5 protein-coding genes are annotated in these 25,294 nt (G+C 36.5%); 1 reads left to right on the forward strand and 4 read right to left on the reverse strand.

Annotated features, from left to right (window positions below):
- The first annotated feature begins 101 nt into the window (after window positions 1-101).
- Window positions 102-1,094: an HRDC domain-containing protein gene (locus BN1225_RS12045; protein ID WP_041140056.1), complete on the forward strand. Its 993-nt coding sequence runs from the start codon at window positions 102-104 to the stop codon at window positions 1,092-1,094.
- 39 nt (window positions 1,095-1,133) lie between these two features.
- On the opposite strand, the gene BN1225_RS12050 is transcribed toward BN1225_RS12045, so the two are convergent.
- From BN1225_RS12050 to BN1225_RS12065, 4 genes are all read right to left on the reverse strand, one after another.
- A complete protein-coding gene (locus BN1225_RS12050) occupies window positions 1,134-2,576 on the reverse strand; it encodes an ABC transporter substrate-binding protein (protein WP_041140057.1) in 1,443 nt (480 codons plus the stop codon).
- A 33-nt stretch (window positions 2,577-2,609) separates the two neighbouring features.
- The gene (locus tag BN1225_RS12055) at window positions 2,610-23,393 is read right to left on the reverse strand and encodes an SdrD B-like domain-containing protein (RefSeq protein ID WP_041140058.1); all 20,784 of its coding nucleotides are present in this window, start codon (window positions 23,391-23,393) and stop codon (window positions 2,610-2,612) included.
- A 742-nt stretch (window positions 23,394-24,135) separates the two neighbouring features.
- Window positions 24,136-24,936 carry a hypothetical protein gene (locus tag BN1225_RS12060; RefSeq protein ID WP_041140059.1) on the reverse strand — a complete coding sequence of 267 codons (801 nt, stop codon included), beginning with the start codon at window positions 24,934-24,936 and terminating at the stop codon, window positions 24,136-24,138.
- A gap of 110 nt (window positions 24,937-25,046) precedes the next feature.
- Window positions 25,047-25,238 (reverse strand): hypothetical protein, encoded by a 192-nt coding sequence (locus BN1225_RS12065; RefSeq protein WP_041140060.1) that lies wholly within the window; start codon window positions 25,236-25,238, stop codon window positions 25,047-25,049.
- Window positions 25,239-25,294: the final 56 nt, after the last annotated feature.

The following is a 25,294-nucleotide window of genomic DNA, read 5'->3' on the forward strand; positions in this document are numbered from 1 at the left end:
TTTATGAGGCTTTTTTCTTCGCTTTTCAGACAAAGTTTACTATTAGATAATGAAATACCTATATGAATTATGATATACTAATATTATAAAAGGAGAAACATATGAGTATTTTTAATCAGTATAAGGAACCTGTTTTTCTAAATACGTCAACTTCATTACAAGATCAAATTCATCAGCTCAAAGAATTAGAATCGAAACTAAATGATGATGGAAAAGAGAGAGTAAAAAAGGATATTAAATTGCTGGAATATGGTGTATTCGGTGAAAATTCTATTATTTATGAACTTCAGAACAGTCATATGCCACTGTATATCCTTCATGATGTCTATTTTGAAATTGATGGTTTTACCGCACAAATCGATTTTCTTGTTTTTACACCAAAACTCTGTTTTGTCATTGAATGCAAAAATCTTTATGGGAATATCACAGTTAATAATGACGGCAGCTTTATCAGAAAAGTGTATTTTGGCAGCCGTTATATTTCCGAGGGAATCTATTCACCGCTTACCCAAAATGAAAGGCATCTTCAAGTCATTAAAAAAATAAGACTCAATCAGGCGGGGACAATCAAGAAATTGCTTATCAATAATTCATTTGATATCACCTATAAACCGATTGTTGTCATTGCAAATTCTAAAACGATCTTAAACACTCGTTACGCCCCTAAAAACATTAAATCCAAAATCATACGTGCCGATCAGTTGATTGAATATATGAAATCAGAATATCATGCTTCTAAGATATCCCCTGCATCCGATAAAGCCACTCGACAATGGGCGGAATCTTTCTTAGCTTGCAGTAAAGTGAATACGGCAGATTACCTAAAAAAATATAATGAATATATTATAGAAGTACCTAAGCAATTAGATAAATCTATATTATATGAACAATTAAAAACATTCAGATATGAAACGGCTAAAGCTGAAAATATTGCCGCTTATATCGTTTTTAATAATAAAACTTTAGATGCCTTGATTGAAAAGTACCCAACGACATTAGAAGAATTGAAAGAGACGCCTGGATTCAAAGATGTAAAAGTTCAAAAATATGGCAAAGCCATCCTAGATATATTTTTAGGAAATACCAACAAGTAAAACAGTCCTTACATAAAATAAGGACTGTTTTCTTATATGCTAATTTATATCATTGAATACGCCGAGATCTTTTTTATTACACAAATGAGCAATATAGTAATTTTCATAGTGCAATGGAATGCCATAAGCCTCATCGACTAAATATTTTTCAAGCAAGTCTCCTGCTTCAAGCAATGATTTCCCATCTAATTGCATATAAAACTCACTCAAATCCCAATTATTCAATAAGTCCTCTATTTGACCATAGTAATAATAAAGCGAAACATCGGTTTCCTCTATTATTGAAGAATTATTGGGAGTCTTTCTCCCCTCAACATTTAGCCCCACTTTCATCAGCTGAGAGTTTAAAGCCTCATAGAGTCCCTGTTCTGTTGCTTGATACCCAAATTGAAAAATAATACTTTTATTTAAACTGTGTTGCTTATGTTTAGCTAAAGATTGATAATTAGGGCTCTCTTTTTCACTAGATAACAGCCCCTTAGACAGTTGCCCGGTTTCATAAGCTGTTTTAAATAATGCCTTTGCATCGACAGATTCGATAATCTCACGACGCTTTTTCACATCTGCCATCTCTTCATTATTAAGATTACACAAAATAAAGTCTTGTTCATTCATTCCCTGCAAAGAGATCTGATAGCCGCCTAGTTCTTTCACTGCGTCTAATTGTGTCTGTGAAATGATCATCGTATCTATATGTTGCGATTCAAGCAGATTAAAATCAGCAGGAATAATTCTTATTGTTTTATACGGAGCTTTTTGATGACTATGCGTATTTTTAGTTAATGTCATTTCTTGATAAAGGATATGCTTATCTAATTGATATACGCCTGCGCCTAAATGTGTTTTTCTCATGTTTAAAACAGAGTAGTCGTGATCTTTTGGATGCAGGATCGGTGTTTCAAACACTTGAAATATTTCCCATGATTTGTTAATAAAATCAATTTGTATCTCTTGATCGGAAATCTTGGTAATGCCACTAATCTCATTAGTAGACCCGGTTTGATATTCACTCATGCCTCGAATACAGGAATAAATCGCTTTATTGTCATAAGCTATGTTTTTATGATTGAAAAACATAAACGAATACAAAATATCTTCTGCCGATAGTTTACAGCCATCGCTAAAAGCAACACTCGAATCAATCTTTATTCTAGCACTGTTAGATTCATCTTGAAAGACGATACTCTTGGCTAATTGGTATTGATAGTCTCCCTCTGTTTTCTTTGCCAGAGAAGGAAATACGAAGTCATTTACAACACGTGATCCTTCTGTCAATTGTAAGTAGGGCTGCATCGTCATCGGTAATTGTGAAACTCCAATTATATATGTATTCTTTCTTTCCTGATCTTGTGGAAATACTTTACTTGCATCCCCTTTAAAAAAGAGATGGGATGATTCATGTTTACTGTTATTAAAATAAAGTCCACAGGCTGCCATAACGATCAGACCAATGCATACAATGATAAATCCCTTCTTTTTCATTTCTTCCTCCTATAAGAAAGAAAAGGAGTAATATTACTCCTCTTCCTTTTTCTTTCTATTCAACATGACGATCACTAAGCCTGATATTAGCATTAAGCCTGCGATTCTAACAAGTGAATGTCGATCTCCAGTGTCAATATTGCTTACTGGTTCCACGTAAGATAATCCTAAATACAGTTTACCTTCTTTTAAGATATCCTGTGGCTTGTACTGTAATCCATAATAATTACTGCTGTTCGCATATGTCTTGGCATTGCCAACTAATTCAAAACTATGGGTAATACCATCATGTTCTGAAGAATTACTGTCTGATCCATGACGTTTACCGTAAACATTTAATGCTTCATTATTATGAATGTCATTTGCTTTTACATAAGTAAAATTTGCTTGTTCCGGTTTAATCATACGCAGACGATAGCGATACAATTCATTTGTTTCTTTATCCAACATTGGAATATCTTTGAATTTTACTTTTCCTTCTTCATCGGAAGTCGCTACCGCATCGTTATATAACTGATAGATACCGTCTTCTCCAACACTTGTATCAGAAGAAATCGTCATTGGTAACTGACTGTTTTCTACCATTACCTCAAGCATAACCTGCTGTCCGGAAATGACAGATTCTCCCTCATCGAAAATTCCATTGTTGTTTTCATCTTCAAATATGATCGCTTCAATATCCCCTGACTTATATGGTGTTAAACCGGCATCCAAATTCAGCTCATGGTCTACCTTAACGAAGTTATAACCGTTAAGCACATAACTTGGATCAATAGAAGCATCTGCTTTTTGAGCTAACACAATATATTCATCAGAATGATTCAAATATCCGTTACTTTCATCTAAGTCACTGTCTAAATGTTGATCGTTCACCTGATAATCGGTAACGTTGTATCCTTTAGGCAAGGCTTCTATTTTTACTTTATAGCCTAAGAGAACTTGTTCATTATCGACATAGCTAAATGTTGCTAAATGATTGAATTCGTATTTTCCATCTGCACTTGTGATTGCCGTCAGGTTTTTATTTTCCATCAAGTGCCATTTACTATTTTGATAATAATAGGTTTCTAATGTCACTTCAATATCAGAAAGACCTCGTTCATTTTCATGCTGAATACCATTGTAATCATCATCTTCCCAAATCATTCCGGAAATTGTTCCTTCATCGATCGTTGTCAGTCCTACGTTATAATCCGTTAAGTGTTTTGCGGAAATAATATCGTAGTCGCCAATTGTATAATGAAGGTTTTGATAGCTTTCCGCTTTGACATTTTCAGCAATCGTTATATAACCTTTATTCATTTCCGGTAATTTAGAATCTTTTTTGATAATCTGCAAAGTATTAGCATTTAAAGCACTGTCTTCTACACCGTTATTTTGCTGATACTTAGTCGCCGCATATCCTTGCGGGATACCATCGATCCACAGTTCATAACCATAAACATAGCGTTTTCCATCGATCTCTTTGTATGTCTCTAAGTTATCAAAGATGTAATGTCCATCTTTTTTAGTTAAATACATACGGTAGAAGCTTTCTGGTTTTTGAGTGTTATCACTATCTTCATCATCTTGTTCCATTACTCTTGGACTGCGATTATCTTCAATCCATTTTCTTTCATCACTATTATAATAATAGCGTTTTAACTGAACCAAGATTTCCTCTTTAAATGAATCGCTGTTGTTGAAAATTCCATCATAGTCATCATCTATAAAGGCAATCCCTTCAATGCTTCCTCGCTGATATTCCGTATATCCGGCACTGTAATCTTTGTTGTTTTGTCCTACTAAAATATCATAGTACTGAGCTTTCGCAAATAATCCCTGATCGACTTTGATCGTATATGGTTTATTGATATAAGTATCATCTGTGACGTTCTTTGCTAAGATGACATATTCTTTTGATCCTGTCATGCTTGAAGTTTCAACATTTAAATCACTGTCTTTTGTTGAATCTTCACCTTGACGATATTTAGTAACAGCATACTCTTCCGATAGAGTTTCCAGTTTCAGCTGATATCCATACAGATATCGTTTACTATCTATTTCTTCATAGACAGGCAAATCGTTAAACTGATAATGTCCGTTTTCATCTGTTACATCTGTCAAGTATTCCGCACTGATCAATTCCCATTTACCATTCTTTAGTAAATATTGGGATAAGATTACGGTTTGATCGGCAATGCCTTTCTCATTTGGATCTTTGATACCATTGTAGCTCGTTTCCAAGTCATCGCTGTTATCCAGCCAAACATCTCCTTGAATACTTCCAAGTTTATATTTTACCAGTCCGGCATCATAGTCATTCACCGTACGATTTTGAAGAATATCATAATCCTGTCCTTTATAAGAATAGATATATTGTTCGTTACGCACATCGTCTTCCTGCAATGGATAAGCCACTATAATATTTTCATCATCTCGATCACTGCCATCATTTAAGTTGAGATATCCGGTTTCAAAGACTAAATCACTGTCTCTTATTTCATCATACAAATCGTTATCTCCTGTACGCATATTAAGATGTGTGATTCCATAATCATTTGGTATAGAATCGATTCTGACTTTATAAGAAGCTAAATGTACACTGCCATCTGCCAAAGTCACATGCGTCGGAAGATCTTTAAATTCAAAGATACCCATACGATTATTGATTGTCGTACTCAATGTTGATGCATAGTCTGTCGTAGGATCTGTACGTACCCAATGATTATCATCATCTAAATAATATTGTTCGATATTTACTTCAATACCATTGATTCCTTCTTCATTTGTTTCATCGAAGAAACCATCATAATTTTCATCATCAAAGATAGTACCAATAATATTTCCGCCCATTTTATCTGTATATCCAACGTTATAGTCACTTAATTCTCTTGATTTAATTAAGTCATATCCGTTGATCACAGAAGCATTGTTGACAACATCCGTTGCCTTATTGTGATAAGCCGCCACAATATAACCGTTGACTTCTTCGGCAACTGATCCTGTGTAGCCATCATTAGGACTGGTCTTAGTAATCATCAAATCATGACCGTCTTTGTATAAGGCACTGTCTTTTTGTCCAGAATTTCTCAGATATTTTGTTGCTCCAAATCCATCCGGAATCAAATTGATCTTTAATTTATATCCGGCTAAATGATGCTGTTCATTTACATAGACTTGAGTTGGAACTTGATCAAAAATGTATTGTCCGTTTTGATCTACTTCTACAACACGTTCTACCGGTATTCCGCCGCTTAGTAATGGCTGCCATTGTGAATGTTCGTCGAGGTAATAAGAGGTTAATGTGACTTCTAATTTCTGTCCATTAGTCAATGCGGCTTTAATATCATCATATCCTTCTTCTGAATCATATAAACCATCATAATCTTCATCCGCAAAAACATTACCTGAGATTGTTGATTCTTGGTAAAGGGTTAAGCCACCGTCATGCTCATTACTATCAAGCGCTGTAACAAGATCATAGCGATTTCCGTTTAACTCTATGATATATGGTGTGTTTTCTTTAACCCCAGTAGTTACTTTATTGGCTGCGATTATATATTCATCATCTTTTTGCATCTTGTATTGTGATGATAAATCATTGTTTCGTTCACCATCATTTACCTTGACACGATAAAGTGTGATACCATAGTTTTCTTTGTCCGGTATACTGTCTTTATCCACTGATACTTTATAGCCTGCTAAATAACGCTGACCATTGATGACAACATGTGTATCGGTATCGGTGAACTGATAACGACCATCACCATCGGTTACTGCCAAATGATCTACTGAATCCCATATACTGACTGGAACCTGCTTCCATTCTTGATGTTCATCTAAATAATATTGTTCTAAATGTAGAGTGACATTTTGGATACCAGGTTCATCAACGAATGAATCGTCGATATCTTTATACTGGTTCATAATACCATCATAATTTTTATCTTCCCAAATTTTTCCAGAAAGAATTGCTTTTTCATAAGCAACTAATCCGGCATCATAATGTTCGATATTCTCTACTTTATGAATATCAAAGTTTCCTAGATTATTACTAATAATATAGCTTGGTTCATAATTCGTATTTGTAATCTTCTTAGCGACAATCAAATATTCATTATCTTCTGTTAAATTGAGATTTTCATCAATTAAGTTACTATCCAAGGTTGTATCATGGGTTGCCTTATATTTTGTAACAGCGTATTGACTGTCAATATCCTTTATTGATATTTTGTATCCGGTAATATAATTTTGTCCGTCAACAGTAATATAAGAATCTAACTGATCTGCCGTATATACTCCGCTAGCATCCGTTTTAATTGTCGGTGATACATACGTTTCATTTTTGATCCACTGAGAATCTTTGTAATAATATTGTCTGATTTCCAGTTCAACATCGGCAATTCCCGGTTCATCAACAAGACCACTATCGCTCTGATACTGATTTTGGATACCATCATAATTCTTATCATCCCAAACGATACCGGTAAATGATGCTTTGTCTTTTGTCGTTAATCCAATATCCAGATCAAGAATCATTCTTCCATCGGCTGTGTTGTAATCTACTCCGTTGTAAGTTTTGATATAGGCAGCTTGAGTATGTTCATCTGCCTTTTCAGCAATAATAATCATACCTGAAGCATCATGATCTGCCACCGAAGTTAGATATCCATCTGCTGAGAGTATTGGCAAATCACTGTCATTTTTACCATTGTTCATCTGATATTTAGTAACAGCGTAATCTGCTGGCAAGGTAGTTGGATCTACTTTGATCTTATATCCTGCCAAATATACTTTATCACCTAGGGTGTACGTTGTTTTAACATTTTGGAATGTATATGACCCGCCTGTATTGGTTATTTGCTCAGACGTTGGCACATCAGGGGTTGGTTTCCATGTATCATCCACATCATCATAATAGTATCTTTCTAAAATAAACTTCACATTTTCAATTCCCGGTTCACTGATAAGGTTACCAGCATTATCTAAATAGTCACCACGAATACCATCGTAGTTTTTATCATCCCAGACATATTTACCTAGATATCCACGTCCGGCTTCTACAAAACCTAACCCAATATAATCGAACTTACCATAGAAATTTCCATTCGTATCGATAATCGGTTTTCCATTTGTATCAAATTCGACACCGGCGTGTAAAGTGAAGGTTTGATTATATAATTTATCATCTGAAAGAATCAAATCATTATCATCATTTCGTACTTTTGGATCAGTATTCCATGTAATCGGAGATGGTTTATAAACACCATCGGTATTGCTTGTATCTACTCTGGCAATATAGCTTCGGTCCGGATACAAACTCATTTCAAAGCGGCCATCTGCGTCGGTCTTAGTAACAGCTGGGTTTCCATCTGCATCAATTGCTTGTACTAATCCGGCATCTGTAATTTCATAGAAGGTTACATCCACATTTTCCAAACGCTTTTCCGATGGGTCGATTACTCCATTACTTATCACATTGCTTGTATCGGATAGATCAGGAGTTTCATCCACCCATGCTGTTCCTCCATATACATATGCTCTTGAAACACCGACATTATATGATGTCATTTTTTCATCATAGGCTGCATATTGGCTTGGATCACTGCCGATAGCTTCTATCTTAATACTGTCTGCTGTTTGTACCACTAATTTATTGGTGACTGTTTGTGCATCACTTTCTACATCCCCGGTTCCCGGGTTTCCTAAATCCGGCAGGGTATCCCCATCACGATAAACATCCATCTTCGCTTTTGTATCCCCTATTTCAAGAGTGGTTAAAGCGTGAGTGTTGTATGTTTTTTCAGGGAATGTATATCTTAGCTTATAGTTGCCCGGTGTTACATTCGAGATAATGAAATATCCGTTATTGCCATAAGCATCTGCTTCGGTTGTATACGTTGCAGGTCCGTTAATCGTATAAAGATAAGTTCCGTTAACGTCTTTCTTTTTCAACCCGGTAGCTTCATCAATCAGAATGAATTTACCTGTTCCTTCTTCTTCTACCACAGCTTCACCCAGTTTATTTACCGGATAACCGTTTTCTGAAAGAAGTTCGACTAGCACGCCATTGATTCCCGGATCATCATAGATACCGTCATAATCCAAATCTTTTGTTTTATTCTTGAAGATCAGACGTCCATCATCACGACGTTCATATTCGCCTTCATCAATAGCCGCATTGTAGTTAGCATCATACCAGACATAGCTTCCGATGTAGCCTTTTTCTACCGGTGCATTCAAATAGACACCTGCACGTGGAGATTCTACAACCGAGATTGGATTATCGTTGCTGGAAGCTTTAGCCTGAACAGCAAAGGTATTCCATCCAGTATAAGCAGCTACATTTTGACGTATTGCGTCATCCCCCATATCGCTTGTGACAGCGCCGTTGTATTGTGGAAGATTTAATGGAGAATGTAAACTGTAATTTAATTCAAACTTCATGCTTCCGTCCAAACCTAAATCATTTCGATCATTGATTTGTACCCATATTGCTTGAATGTTCTTTGACAACAATTTGTATGTTTCATTATTTGTTGTTTCTAATGCTTTTAGTTCTGATAATTTTACAAAGTATTGTCTGCGTAAATTTTCATCTGCATAAAGCTTAGAATAAAATTCTGTGTTTTGTGTATCTTTAAATGCCGGTAATTGACTGATATCTTTTGTGACAATCTCTCCATTTGCTTTCTTTTCAAATGGTCCAATCCATGCTTCATAATCTGTATTCTCTGCTAACTCCGTTGTAACGGTACCACCTGTTGCCGGTGTTGTTGTTTTTAACACTTTTATGGTTTCAGGAATTACCCATCCTGCCCATGTTGACTCACGATTCGCGGCAGGTGAATCCGGATCATTGCGGTCGAGCGGATTGACAATGTTTTTGTCATTAGCATATGGCAAGACATCATAAATAAGCGCCTGTTTATATCCCGGTTCTCCATAGTTATCCGGATTTAGAATAACCGATCTAAAATTGTAGTCCGTTCCTTCCGGTACTAACGAAGGGCGCGTTGTTTCCAAACCGCTTGTATCATATTCTGAATATGAAAATTTAAGTCGGTTTAAGGATTGTTTTGATTCAAATGAGATACCGCCAACTCGTTTTACCAAAGTTGCTTCACTGATTGTTTTACCATTATCGTTAATATCACGAGAATCGATTTCAATACTATATGTCTCATTTGTATTCTCTGATGGTGGAATATACCCTTTAAAACTTCCTTGCAAGAAGCCATACCCACTACAGTTCAGCAGGTCTGAAGAAATCATACCAAAATCTTTTGTTCCGATTGGTACCATAAATTCTACAGCGATTGTTTCTCCGGGTTCCAAATACCCATTAAATGACCAAGTCAATATCTTTCTGTCTGTTCCGGATAAATCGGCACTCTTCTTATAAGATTTAAAATCGACACCGTTAATTCGAGAATTTTGTTTAATAGAGCCATTTTTATCCTCAACATAATAGGTCCACTGTGCCTGATCTCTTTCAATGCGGACATCAGAAGTATAAGAAGTATTTACAAATGCATCAGCATAATCTCCCGAATGCGCATCTACATAGTTATACTTAGTATCCATGATATCTTCCATATATGGCAGAATTGCAGATATTTCCGGTTTAGTCGCATTATCTTGTTCCTCTCCGGCAAATTCAGTCATTGCGATTTCAGCATCAGTCAAGTTTTTAATCGTTATCTTATATTTAAGCATCGTACTAAATCCTTGCTTAATGACCATATCTGTATCCGACCACTCAAATCCATAGGTTTCATCTTCTTTTTTATAACGATGGAAATAATAAGGAACGAGGTCGACTTGAATCGCCGGCAGTTCTGTATTTACAAAATACCCTGCACGTGCGGCACTTGATAAAGCACTGTATTGAGCATCATCATATCTAGCCCACGCGGTCGCAAAATTGTTCGCATGCAGCTTCACTGATGAACTTGTTTTATGAGCTGTGGTTAATTGTACATAAGCTGCATTGTCTTTAACACTGTCCGGTAATTCTTTGACATTATCACGATTTGGATCAATGTCGTCCATTTCTTCTTTCGTATTCGGTGTTGTCGGATCAGCATCAATATCTAATCTAAATCCTTGCGGTACCGGATATTTTTGTGTGGCTTTAGCGTCGGTTGAATCATCTGCTTTAATCACATAACGAATTTGCACAATACCGCCACTATAAGATAAGTTTTCAACGTCTATGACTTGATTATCGGTTAATCCATAGCTTCCCAAGTCTTTCCATTGTCCGCCGGTATATTCCCCCGGTGTTCCCGGAATAGTATAAGGGAAAGTACCTGGATCACTGACGACTAATGCATAGATATGCACTCTTAGTTTATTTTGCAGTTCGGCAATACTTGATGGTCCTGTATAGTCCGCCTGACTAGGCAGCTCCCATACTCCGGTTCTAATTTTTCGGATAGATGAGTTGAGTTCAGGGGCAGACATTGGTGCCTCATAAATGGTTCCTGAATTGGTACCACGATAAGGAACACGATAATCTACTACAAATTCCGGAACTGCTCCCCCTCGATTGACGACTTCATCCATATATACCGTCATCACAGTTGCCCCTTTAATGCTCGGATCTTCGGCAACGATAATACCGGCATCGGGATTGTTCAGCTGATTTCGTCGCACTGATGTATCCAAACGGACATCTGCCGTCGGTTTAAGGATGGTAACGCGTCCGGAAGTATCGGATGCATAGCGTTCTTCTAAATCACCGTCATAATCATAATCGATATCTTTACTATCCGAATCAGCAGGATCTTTTGCTTGATCCTTGGCTTCTCTTACAAACTCAACAAGATCCGTTGACTGTTCCGTTAACCCAGCTATCCCTAAATAAGCCCCATCTAATTCATGGAAAGTGACATAGCTTTGAGCATAATACTGATTATCCCAATAATTGTCACCCGTTAAGACTGTGTCAGGGGTATCTAAATGGTCAATCACTGTTTTAATCTTTAATTCAAAGGAATCTCCTGTCCCAAAGAATCCAGCGACATTCTTTCCTGCTAAATATTCATCGTAGTTATCTGTTTCTCCCGGTGTAATAATTTCAAAGATTTGTGTCTCTTCTTTTGTATCCGGATCAATCACTGTATTAATTAGGTTGATCTGCCATCCACGATTCACAGCCGGATCAGGATTTTCAATATCATCTTTCGATAATTTAACTAAGTTCCCCAATGTATCTTCATACTCTAAGTAGTATTGTTCCTGATAACTTACAATTGAAGGAAGCTTAACGGAAACAATGATTTTTGCGTGCTTGATATCCCCTTTATGCATATAGTCTGCATCATTTTCCGGGATATTTGAAACTTTAGTGTTATACCATAAATGATCGGCATATTGCTTATGGTCTTGGTCTGTCTTGTTGTAATTTTGATCATCGAAATTAATGGTCGGATAATGATCGACTCCATTGACAGCTTCGGTATCTCGCATTGCATCGGCACTGTCTTCTTTATTTCCTACGCGTGTTTCAACTTCAAGACGGGCATATTTCGTTCTGATTCTCATCGAAGTATGAACACCATGATCGGCTAAGTCACCTTCAGAAGGCACATCAACATGGGTCAATGCTCCACTTAAATCGAAGTCTTTTTGAGTATCACTTAATTTTACACCAGTGCGAATATCTGTGTAATCCTCAAGATTAAATTCATCTGTTTCGTTATAACGATTATTATTTGCACTAATAACCTCATATTTTGTATTTAGGATACTTACCGGTATATTCGGAAGTGTTCCGCCGGTATCGTAAATATTCCCACTACCTGGTCTGTGCACAGTTTGTACAATCGCATCTTTTCGATTATCCCCAGTGTTATATTTTTCTGCGTAATAAGGATACCAAGGAGCTCCGACATAGTATGGATTTTTCGCAATGTCATCGTCTATAACAAACTTAAATCCCGGAAGCTGACTTGTCACGTAAGTATGATTAGACTGATACTGTGCTAATAAATCGCTGTTTTCTTTACCATCTTTCGTGGTTTTATCCGGTTCTTTTACGGTGACTAAATCAATACTGTAAACGCGTGTGTCACCGGAAACAATCTTCGCATCAGGATGATTGCCTTGCGTTGCCTTATCTTGATAGAACGTCACTTTGAAGCGTCCTTCTTTACCGCTTCCATCTTCTTTATCCAATTCGATATATTCTACTTTTGTAGTATACAAATCTTTTTCTGTTGCGTTAAGATCATTTTTAGTTTGTCCGTCATAAATATCCCATTTTAAAGTCATGCCATTATTCACGGCATTATCTTTAGTAAACGGATCTCCGTTAACGTCTTTAGGTACGACACCTTCTGGCAAAATATTGGTAATTACCGGGAAGAACAGTGTTCCCTGATTACCGCCATCCGTTGAGTAATTATGGAGATGACGAACCGCACTATTCCCATCTTTACCTCCACTTGTCATTGAACCATTACCATTAGTAGACAACTCATTCCAATAGTATTTATTTTCGACATGGATATTTAAAACTCCGGTTCCTGCTTCCGGATGCAGATAATAAGCGTTTGGATCTTTACCATCAATGTCGTCTCCCATTGTTGTCCAAGTACGAATGAATGGCTTACGCATATGGGCACGTGTTCCTGTCGCTGCATATGTGCTTGTCTTTCCGGATCCATAATAATCTTTCAGATTGCCTGAAACAGTGACTCCATTCACATCTGTGTCAATGCTTACTTCACTGTTTTGAATATTGAAGCCATTGATATATGGCATGTTTGGTGACCCATTGTTGTAGTTAGTGACTAAATCAACAGCGTTAGCGTTGTCATAACCATCCCACAAATAATCCATACCGGCAAATTGTGTGCTCAATGAACCATAACCGGTCTTATAAATTTTGTCTTTCGTTGCTCCTTGCCATGATGTAATATCATAGATTTGATAATATAGACTGTTTTCTGTATCAATCGGTTTAGCGAATACTTTATCATACCAATATTCACTTTCATTAGTGCTGTCAACATGACAGCCGATATCGACATTTAATATATAACCTTTATCGCTGCCCCTGTTGAACCACTTTTTAAGATCTTCATTAACGGTTATTTTTAATACCCAAGATTGAGCATCAGCTTCATCATAATATTCATTATTTGCATCATAATCATCAGTTGTCGTATTCATTTTCGTTTGAACAAGTAACGGATCTTGTACTTTCTTTGGCGATAAGTACCTGCTATTGATTGTCGTTGGATTCTGAATCACCTCTACACTAATTTTCCCTGGATCAATCGCTGAATATCCGCCATTGCTAGAGTTTCCACTTGTGAGCGTTGTTCCGCTGATGACAATATTGCCTGAATCATCCATCTGCGGAGAAATTCCTCTAGGCAGTACATAGATGAATTCTACACCATCTAATGACCAGTCTCCATAGTTATAAGCAGAGAGACGTGCATTGTAAGATTCATCATATTCAATCGTTGGAATAGAATCATCTGGGAATACTTCATGACGAGCATGCTGTCCATAATTATCGGAAACATAATAGTAGTAATTAGGATTTGTTTTATTCCATCCAAAATATTTTGTATAACCATTACCTAAATATTCTAAGGCATGATTTGCATAGGCAGCCCCTGATTCGTTAGGCACTGACTGATTAGGAATAATCTGTGAACTGGTTGCCAGCCAAGCCGTTTGTAAATGGGTTCTCGCTTCCGACCATAATATTGGTGTATGGGAAGCTTTATTGTCCCATGGAGTTTCATTCAGGTTGGTTCTTGGCTGAACAACATACTTATACACATCTCGGTTCGCATTTGCTGCTCCTTGATATTGTGTACTTGTTGGCATCACACTTAAATCACTGCCGGTTATTGATGGCACATATTTCACTTTTTGATAAACACTGCCTGAAGCACTGTCATAATCCATCAATACATTATTGTTTCCATAAACCGATGCCGAACGTGTTGTTCCCGGATTATTGCTGGCATTCCCCGGAATATATGTGGTAGAATCCGCTAAGAATTCCCAGCGATCTACATTCGGATTCATCGTTCCGGAGATCCCGACATCGTGAATTAAATAACTCATATCCATCATAATTCCGCTGTTATCTACGGCACGAATTCTTCCATCAGCCGAAGAACCCCCTCTACCGGTTGCAACTAATGGCCATCCGGCAATAGAACCTGAATAGTAAGCATCAAATGAATTCTGATAATATTCTCCCATTTTCGGATAATATTCCGGATAGACATTTCCATTGTCATTTGCATAAACCATTGGCAGATTATCTTCTCTGGCAGTTGCTTCATACCAAATTTCAATGCTTTCTCCCACTTCTAAACGAGCATTTCCTTCAAAAGAGAATTCATAAACCGTATAGTTAATTTCGGTTGAATTATCTTTGCTTGGAATAATATCATCAAAGTTTTTGCCGGTAAGGTTGCCTCCTGCCCCTTCTTTAACAGAAGATTTCGGTACTACCATATCTCCGCCATAATCAGGAGCATTCACATCGGTTAATACTTTAACTTGAATTTTTGGTGCATCCGTTCTCACGCTTCCATCCGCAGACAGCCAACGTACGTGTAAGTTATTTGTATCCGCACTGACATATTCAGGGACTTTATCATAGAATACCGGATCGAGCAATACCCCTTGATTGCCTGTGGCTGCTTCTGCTGCATTCAATTTATTGTTGATGACAGAAACTTTATACCACATGGTATCATTTGGACGATACCCTTTCTTTTGCTCAGCTGTCGGATCATAGTCAGCCGCAGCCTTTTCCTGTGTTTCAAAGATTTGCGTCTGATACGTTAATACCGGACGTTCACGTGCAATCGATACTTCATCTTTACCGTCTCCGTAATAGTGAACGGTATTATCCAGTGTGATTGGACTAGTGATTCCGTCTATTGTGTTATTTAATGTTTCTTTATGCTGATGAATTGGCGTCACTTTTCCTTCGGTCACCATCGTATAACGATCTTTAATCGGTACCGTATCATTTTCACGGATATCATTGTAACGTCCCAGTCCCTCAAACACAAATGGATTTCCTATTGTCGCAAAGACAATTTCCTTCCCATCTGTTCCAAAGGCAGGCACATCATAATAGGTCCAACGAATCTTTTTTGCTTCTGTAATCAGATAAGTCGTATTTAGAACTGCGGTCCTTGTCGTTGTCGGTTCATCCACCAACGTTTCTTCCACCCAAGTGTCAACGCCATTGACATCAAATAAGTATTCAACTTTGATTGGTTGAGTTGACGTCATATTGGCAGGGTATTCAAACTTTGGCTTTTTCGTCAGATCAAATCCCTTATAATATTCAACTGCACCTGAACTTGTTGTGTGTTTTGACATGAATGATACTTCATAGATCATTTCCGCAACATCATGATGAAGATCATTGGTAACATCGACTTGTGTGTTTTTGATTGAATCTTTACCTGACACTTTCAAAGTCATTTGCTGACCGTCATACTGTGTCGTTAAATCATTAAAACTATAATCAAACCATAAGTTATTTGAATCTTTAAAGGTAATATCGCTGGTAATAATAGAAGTATAATCACTGCCTTTATAAGGCGTTCCATTCGTTCTATAGAAATCTGTTTTCTTACGATAATAAAGAACATCGCTGTCACTTGAATAATAGCTGTCTCCGTAATAACCCGTATTATTTCCGTTTCCACTGATGGAATACTGACTGTACGTATGTTTAGGACGGCATACTGCTTCATATTTAGCGGTAACGGTTTTCCCTTCAAAAGCCGGATTTCCATCACTGTCTTTTTGTTCATCACTCATTTGAGTATAGACAATGATTTGTACTTCTTCTCCTGCTTGAATTTGATTTTCCGCTTCACTTTTCGCAAGATCGCCAATGGAAATATTCATTTCTTTATAATTTGTTGGTATTCCTGAACTATCTTGTAAATAATAGTGTTCTGATTGCATCGGGATATCTGTACCAGACCCTTTTACAAATGCTGTAATATCATCACTGCTGATCTTAGCAGTTTTGTTACTTTCTATCTTCCATCCGACAATGCGTTGTCCGTCCGGTGCTGTAAAACGCAGATCAGCATGCTGTAAAGGAATCGGTGAATCATTGCTTGCTTTAATTGAAAGTGTGTAATCAATATAATCGTAAGGAACAATATGCTTTTGATCTACCGGCAGTTGTACAATCGTTCCGTCTTGATTTTCACTGCGGTCATAAGCAAAACTTGTTACTGAATTGATGTTAGTCCCTCTATTTATTGCGACTTCCATTTTTCCAACTAAGTTTTGAATATTATCATTTTTTGTACCGATTGTTCCGGTGATATTTCCCTGGTAATTTTCTGCATTAAAATCAGCTGCAGTAAATTTAACGGAAGTCGTCGTAGTTGTGGTTAAAGCCGGATATTGATTTGGTGTTAATCCAAATGTTGGACGTGATTGTGCTGTCCATGCATTTTTGTCAATGTCCTCTTGTGTACGATCCACCCAAACACCATCATAAGTGATGGCATAGCCTTCTTGTTTATCTGCACTTAAATACTGTGCTGCTGCCAGTAATGTTTCCTCTTTTTCCACATCCGGATTGACTGCTGACATCGTAACAACAAAACTATTGATATGTTCCTTGATATAGCTTTCTGCTGAATTATCCACTGTATACGTAGGTAATGAAGAAGAAATTTCGGCAATAAACTTATTTACATCAAAATAGTAGTCATTTCCTGATTTGACCAGATAAGGTGCGATATCTTTTGTATTGACATTGCTGTTATCATGATCAAAGACAGTGCTTGCATTTGTCGAACCTACGGTGTAATTCAGTTTAACCGAGGTGACGTTAAACCATGTTCCGTCAATGAATTCTCCCGGAATATGGATGGCTTTTAAATTATAACGAGTATCTAAATTATTGGTAATTTCTACTGTTTTAATTCTTGATGCCTTATCTTTGACTGGATCTGACCCATCGTTTTGATTCCATACTTTGACTCCATATGTTGTCGTGTGCGGCGTAATATTGGCTATAATATTCTTTGAAGGATCATCAGCACTTTCATAATCCATTTCGCTAGCTGCAATGTTCAGTCCTTCAATTTTATATCCTGCTTTAAATGGCAATCTAAATCCCATTAAATAGGCTGTATCTGTTTTTTGAGGATATAAAGTATCTGCATAATCATTTTTCAATGTTGATGTCATGGTGTTTGTTGCATCACTAACAGGATTAATATCCTTAATCAAATAAACATAGCCACCTACTTTAATATCCACTTTACTGCTATTACCGTGTGAATCTGCTTCAAACAAACCATCATTTCCTAATAATTCTCTGGCATAATCCGCATTCCCCGGTATATTTTTAAGCACAATTTTATAACTGTATAAATAATCATCTTGTTCAAAGACAATTTCATTCGCTGCATTTGATACAGCGTCAGCCTCTTTTTCTTTATACTTAAAGAGGATCTTATAATTGTTGTTTTCGTCTTTTGCCCCTAAGTCACTTTGCGATAAGGTGATAAAAGGCGTTTGTTCTACAGTTGTTTTATATCCTTTCATCCCATTTGAACTGTCCGGAACCGCTGTTGAACCGCTGTCTTTTACAACATTTTGCTTTGTTAGTTCAATACGATCGATATATTGATATAATTCTTCAGAGATCAAGATATCTTCTGTTAAGAAACCATAGTAATCATTGGTTTCATCTTTTCTTATTTTTGGCAATGTATCTTCTAAGTAAATCTCATCTGCAAAAGATACTTTATTTACCCAGTCATCTAAATCTTGATATGTCCATCCTTTATTGCCAGATTGGTAATCATGATTAACTGCCGCAGATTCACGATAGAAACTGACTGCAAAATAATCTTTGCGTGAGTACTCCACATCTATATCCTTATCAAGTGCGGGATTATCATGAACCCCTTTTAAGACAAGGTTATTATCATTTCTGACATTTACCCATGCTGTTGATTTTAAATGACGGGCATCATATTCACGGCTTGTACGTTCATTCCACCAATACCCGGTCTTATATTGATACGTATTGCTGTATGACCAACTAGAACGATCATTTTTACTTGCTGAATCTACTCTTACTTTACTGCGATCGCCACCGACTGTTAACTGTGTCGCTGCGGTTGCTTCTGCTTTTCCGGTTTCATAAAAGCGTCCGGTGACTTCAAACATGTATTTTGTTTTCTGATCATTTGGATCATACCAACTTCCAAAATCTGGATTATTTGCATTCACGCCATCACTTGATTCAGTCTGGTTGATATTTAAATTAAAGACCACACTGGTAACCGGATTCACTGCTTCATAATCGATCGGTGACTTATAATAGTCTGTATTTGCACTTCCGGTTGTTACTGTATCGTATAAGTTCGTATTGTCATTGACTAAATTGATACGGAAGTAATGATTTCCATCCGGATCAGTTTCAATGCCGTTTCCAACCTCACTGATCCAATCTTTTCTTTCTAATGTGACTGTCGTTCCATCACTTCTAGTAACCGTAATACTTTGTAAGTAGTCAATCGCACGTGGATGCACTTTCACATAATAGGTATCAAACTTATCAGCTGGCAAATTCATTGTCATTTCAAGATTTGCCGCAGTATTAAAGGATTGGGTATAAATATAATTCATACCTTGATGTTCTTGCCCAACATACCCTAAATACCCAGAAAGCGGATTTGAGTCAATCGGATAATTGTATCCGACATTCAAGTATTGTCTGAAGTCCAGCATATAAGAACCCATCGCCTTATACCCGATATCTAATTCACTGTCATCTTTAAAACTATTGCCATCATTAGAATAGCCGCTATATCCTCCGCTTGTATCACGATAACCAAAACGTACATCTTCCACTTGTGTAGAAGTTTGATCAAAACGATCCCCGTTTTGTGATTGTTCGGTATCTTTAAATCCGGCAGTTAAGATCGTATCAAAGTACATCTTACTTACTGTTGAAGTAGAGCTGTCATTTTCACTCATTTTATAATTATCATGACGAATACCGTCCAAATAATTTTCCGTCACTGCCGTAATCGTATTTTCTGTTCCAAAATTTGAATCAGAATAGCCATAAAAATCTATCCAAGCATCTGCCGTATCGATATCTTTTAATTTAACGTTTTTTCCATTGATGATGACTTTTCCAAGATAAGCAATGCCATTATTAGTCAAATCATCTTGACTGATGTTTAAATCTCCATCAGCATTAAAAGATAATGTTTGACCATTCGCTGCGATAAATGTGGTCGTTGCTTCATCATAAATAAATTCAATGCCATTATTCATGCTGTCTCGATCAAATAAAGTAATCGAATTCACTTTATTGTACTGATCAAAGAATTCTTTATTTACTAATACTTGTGTTGTATGGAATCCAGTATGCGCTTCGTCTCCACCTTTATCATTGACAGGTAAAGTCATAATTAAATCTGCATCGTCAATCACCGATATTTCCGTATTCTCAATAGAAACACGATATCTAAAATTACGATCATACGGAATTCCCAAACGTGTTAAATTTCCATCACTATTGGAAGTATTGCTATGGGTAGTTTCCAATGTATTTTCATAATATTTAATATTGGTATGCACCATCAATGATGGTCGTTTGACACTTAATCCGGCAGTGACAGATTTGATTTGATCGGACATCGTTGGATTTTGCGGTTCAAACGTTAATACAGCGTCTAAATTATCAAACCAATCCGTTGTTCCATCCACTTCAATCGTTAATTTATCCGGATTTGTTTTATTTGTCTGTCCATAAAAGTCAGAGAAAATCACTTTTATTTCTATAATTCTTTCCATTGAAGCTAATTGATCTTGCCCAATGAATAAGCGTCCATCCGCTAAAACCGTAATATCGGCAAGGTTAATGGATACAGCCGGAGTATCTTTTGTCGGGTTTTGGTTCCAGTCATAGAATTCAATTCGTTCAATAGCGCCGATTTGATCATGGTTGCTTGATAAATAAAGATCGGAAACATCAAACCCTTTTACATTCTGAGGACATGCTCCGCCCCCCCTGAAAATACTGTCAAAGAATGAAGTCGTACAAATATTTTTGTCTCCAACACTTGACGATAAATCGATAGATAGATTTGTTTCTCCAGCCGGAGAGTTAGATGCATTGCTTACTTCAAAAATATAGCCTGTATTCGCTTCTTTATTCGGAACACCTAAACGTGCAGGGTTAGCTGTCGTATGCGTATTGATAGAGGAGTAATTTCCGCTTGCATCATGACTTTTTCCTGTCAGCTGCGGATTAATCGCTTCTATTCTCAAGGTTCCATCATCGGTTGCCTTACTGTCCGCAGAAGGATTATTATACTTTGTTTCAAATGATCCTGTAACCGTTAGATCTCCCACTAAATTCGGTTTTCCATTGATCATCATATAAATATCATCAGAAAGATTGATATTCGCATTAAACTTTTTAAAATTAACCTGTACTTTATCTACGTTTTTCAACCCTGACCATTGAGATGAAGGAATAACGATTTTCCCCTCTCCATCAACAGTCAGTTTATTACTCAAAATTTTTACAGTTTTTCCTGTTGTATCTGTTATGACTACATAATCTATCTCGCTGACTGCCAGTAATTCTTTTGAAAATAGAATTGAATCGGCAATTAACCCATAATATTTTCCATTCACATTCTTTAAAAGGTTTCCTGATTCAAAGACAGCAGGAATAATAGATGAAATACTGCTGTTGCCTAAGCGATAACGGAATCCTGAATTGGCTTCATTAACCGCTACTCCCAAAGGATCTCCAAAAAGATACGTATCATTAGTTGAATTATAGTGATACCCATCCGTTGAAATAACAGGAACCCCAGGAAGCGTTTTGACAGTTGCTTCATCTTGAAGTACTTCTTTTGGGATTACCATATATCCTTCTTCGGCAGTTGTTGTTGCAGTGGTGTAAATCCACATCTCATAATTCATATCAATTGTATTTTTATACTCCTGTAAAACAGAAGCCACTCCATTGACAATGATTCTGCCGTTAAATTCCGCATTCTTATAAATACGTTCTGCCAGATTGAATCGCATATGCCCGGTAAATTCGTAACCTGGATGGGCATCGAGATAACTTTGTATTTTACCCGCCATATCCAATGTCCAGACTTTAGAGGTACTTGTATCTGTGGCAGGAGCAAAACTTCCTAAATCGACATAGCTTGCATTCCCGGATGCATCTTGGAATTCAAATTCAATTAAATGATCGGTTTTAAACCATTCTGTTAATGCAGGAACATAATCCGGTCTATTGCTATCAAAATCTAATTCGATCGTTAACTTCTGCAGATTGAAATTATCCGGTAAGGTATCTACCACTACGGAATTAAATGCCGGAATATTCCCAGTATTATTAAATCCTGACAGATAATAATCGACCGTATCACCGATAGCGACATTGAGTTGATCCACTTTATTGCCATTATCATCTAACAAATATTTTTCATGATTCATCTCCGGTCTAGGACCAACGAAATGATTAGTATCATTCAATGTTTTTGACCATGAAAGTCCCTGACCAAAATAAATGGTTGGATAAGTTTTTGTATTAAATGTGTAATTCAGCGATTCAGGAAAGTTATTGGCAAAAGGAATCGCCACATAATAAACACGTTCTTCTTCCTTATTTATACGTTTATTTTTCACAGGTATGTTAATGATACGGTTATTGGTATAATGATATACCAAGGATTCATCACTAACATTCGAATACGTATCTAAATCCCATTTCTTTAGTTCTTCTTCTGTTTTACCCGTCACATCATACACGAGTACCCCACCTTGACTAGGTACCCCAACATAACTTTTATCTGTGATTTCAAGATCGTTGTTTTTTATCGGATCGCCATTTTCATTATAAATCCATGCCATGATATCCTGATCTAAAACACCATAACTCTTTTCACTAAAAGATGGGACTGTAAAGTTTAAGTCAAATGAATCAAAATAACTATCTTCATCAACTGAAGTATTTTTCATGGTTACTTTATAGGTCATGTAGTTATATTTATCCCACATCACCGGTTCGCCAACTTGCTCTGTAACGGATTCCCAAGTCAGGTTAGAATTAATTAATGTATACGTACTGTTTTCACTTTTACCGGGACCTATAACATAGTTAATTTCACAACTGACTGAATCTTCTGTCACATATTTTTTATATCCGCCTCCAACTTCAATGGAAACAGCCGCATTTTCCGGCACCGGACCATAGAAGCTTAATGCCACACGTACAGTTTGTGGAGCACTGGCTTTTACACTGGCAGCACTGGTAATCTGCATAGATCCTTTATATAGTTTGGTTGTATCTGAAACATCGAAATCCTGCCCATCTACAACACGAGCCTGTATTCCCATAAGCTGATCCCCACGTTGATCATATGGAACATCTTCAATATTGGTAGTATACAGAATTTCCTTTGATTCTCCATAATATAAATACGGTAGATTCATCTGAAGACTCAGTCCTAATGCTTCTCCTTTATCAAATTCCGCATCCATGACCACATCTACAATCAGTTCTTCTTTTTTACCAATCAATGATGTCATGATCTGGCTGGTTTCAACCCCACCGGATACTTTTTTCAAGGATACCTTTACCCCCGGACGTCCAATGGTATCGCAGGCTGCATTCGCTCTCTCCTGATTTTCAGCGTAAACACTAAACCCGTTCCATTCCATCGCTGAAAACAACATTGAAAAAACCAATACAAACTGCATAAACATTTTTAGTAACTTACCTATTCGCTTTTTAGTCCCCATAAACCTTTCATCCTTCCTATTCCTAATCCTATATTTGAAACTGAAAAAAGTTGATTTATATTACAAAAATCAATCCATGCTCCTTTTTATAAACTTAAATATTTATAGCGAAAATATCTGCTGTACTTTTGAATTTAAGGTACAAATTTGAAATTAATTGTACAAAATCTCACATAATCAGAGGATTAATATCAAAATATTTACAAAGTTTTGAAAGTGAAAATTCTACAAAAAACGCCGTTTTTATACAATATTCGCCATTTTCATAAACTTATCTCATTTTGACCAATACTAATTTAATTACTATGTTATTTATTTCACATAATAATTAACATTTATATAAATCTGATATTAATGATAATATTTATGATATTTGTTATTTTCGCAAACTAACAGCATGTATCTGAATAGTGCTGCAATCATAAATACGCTATAAAACATTGCATAAAATAATTCAAATTGTATACATTATGAACACATCTTTTAGATAAAAAAATTAAACTCATATTGCTTAAAACCCTACTAAATCAGTCTGTTTTTTACCAAAAATTGATGATTGACTTTATATTTAGAGTGTGATTAAATGAAATAGGAAAATAGAAGATTGGTGTATTCACAACGTATACATTGTGACCGATACCATTTTCAGTCAAATAAAAAAGCAGTCATTTTACTTTAAAAGTAAAGCGACTGCTTTTTATATTTTGTACTAATCCTTAATTTGAAAATTGCCTTTTTACATTCAAAAAGGTATTTCCACAAAACAAAAACGAATAAAACTCACAACCCCATGTGCCAGCATTGCAGAAGAAAGATCCCATTTCTTTTGCAGCAAGGCAAAAGGCAATCCATATAAAATCACATAAATCAATGTATTCATCAAACCACCCATTAACCCAAACTGAATGAACAAATTAGGCGTATGAATGACAACATGAGGCATCACCATCATAAAAAGACATAACAGATGCTGACTTTTTGTCTCCAGCTTACCATTAAGTAAGTCCACACATAATGCATAAAATAATGAACTCATAACTAATTCTTCCATAATTGCCGGACTAAAAGACCCTAGTAAATTATAAATACTAAAATTAAAAGCTACAGGCTGTCCCGATAATATTAAATTAAATGTTCCCAATAAAACACCAACGCTTCCTCCTATAAGGATTGTGCCGATAGGCTGATACTTTCCCGGTTTCACAAAAGGTAACGCGTGTTTGCGATAACGGTCGAAGGTAGTAAATATAGCTAAAATGCCCAAAAACGTTATGATAGGATTCATCAGCATCGAACGTGGATGAATGACTCTATTTGATAAATATGACAATGCCACCAATAGACTTAATCCTAAGGCAATCATAATTTTATTGGTCGCCGGGGCTTTATATTTTAATAATAAGCGAATGGAAATAATCACACAAAAGCCAGCCAAAATAAGCCACATATGCTGTGTTGCCAACGGATCGGCGATATATAAATTTCCTATCAACAATACGATGAGGGCAAGAAATACCACCCCTATCTTTTTTATCCCTGTCATATCTTCTTCGCTCCTTTTTTCTTTCCATTAGAAAAGATCTCTCCACCATGTATTTATGTTATCTGCTTTAGAGAGCGTGTATCAGTTTTTTAATCCAGCTTTATGCATCATTAGAATTTGTATGGCTCTGCAACTTTCATACTCACAATCTCTCCGCACTTAGCACAAAACGTCACCAGTACTTCTGAACGTTTTAAGTTAAGCATGGAATTCATTTCAACGACGAACGCAGGCGGGTTAAGCCTTCCTGACTTCATGACATCATAGCCGCATACCGGGCAAATGATTTTCTTTTCCTCCATTTCTTCTTCTCCTTTCTATTCATAATCCGTAGGATTAAAGCATTTTAAACTGCTTT

This window comes from Beduini massiliensis, assembly GCF_000829905.1.
Lineage (GTDB): Bacteria > Bacillota_I > Bacilli_A > Erysipelotrichales > Coprobacillaceae > Beduini > Beduini massiliensis.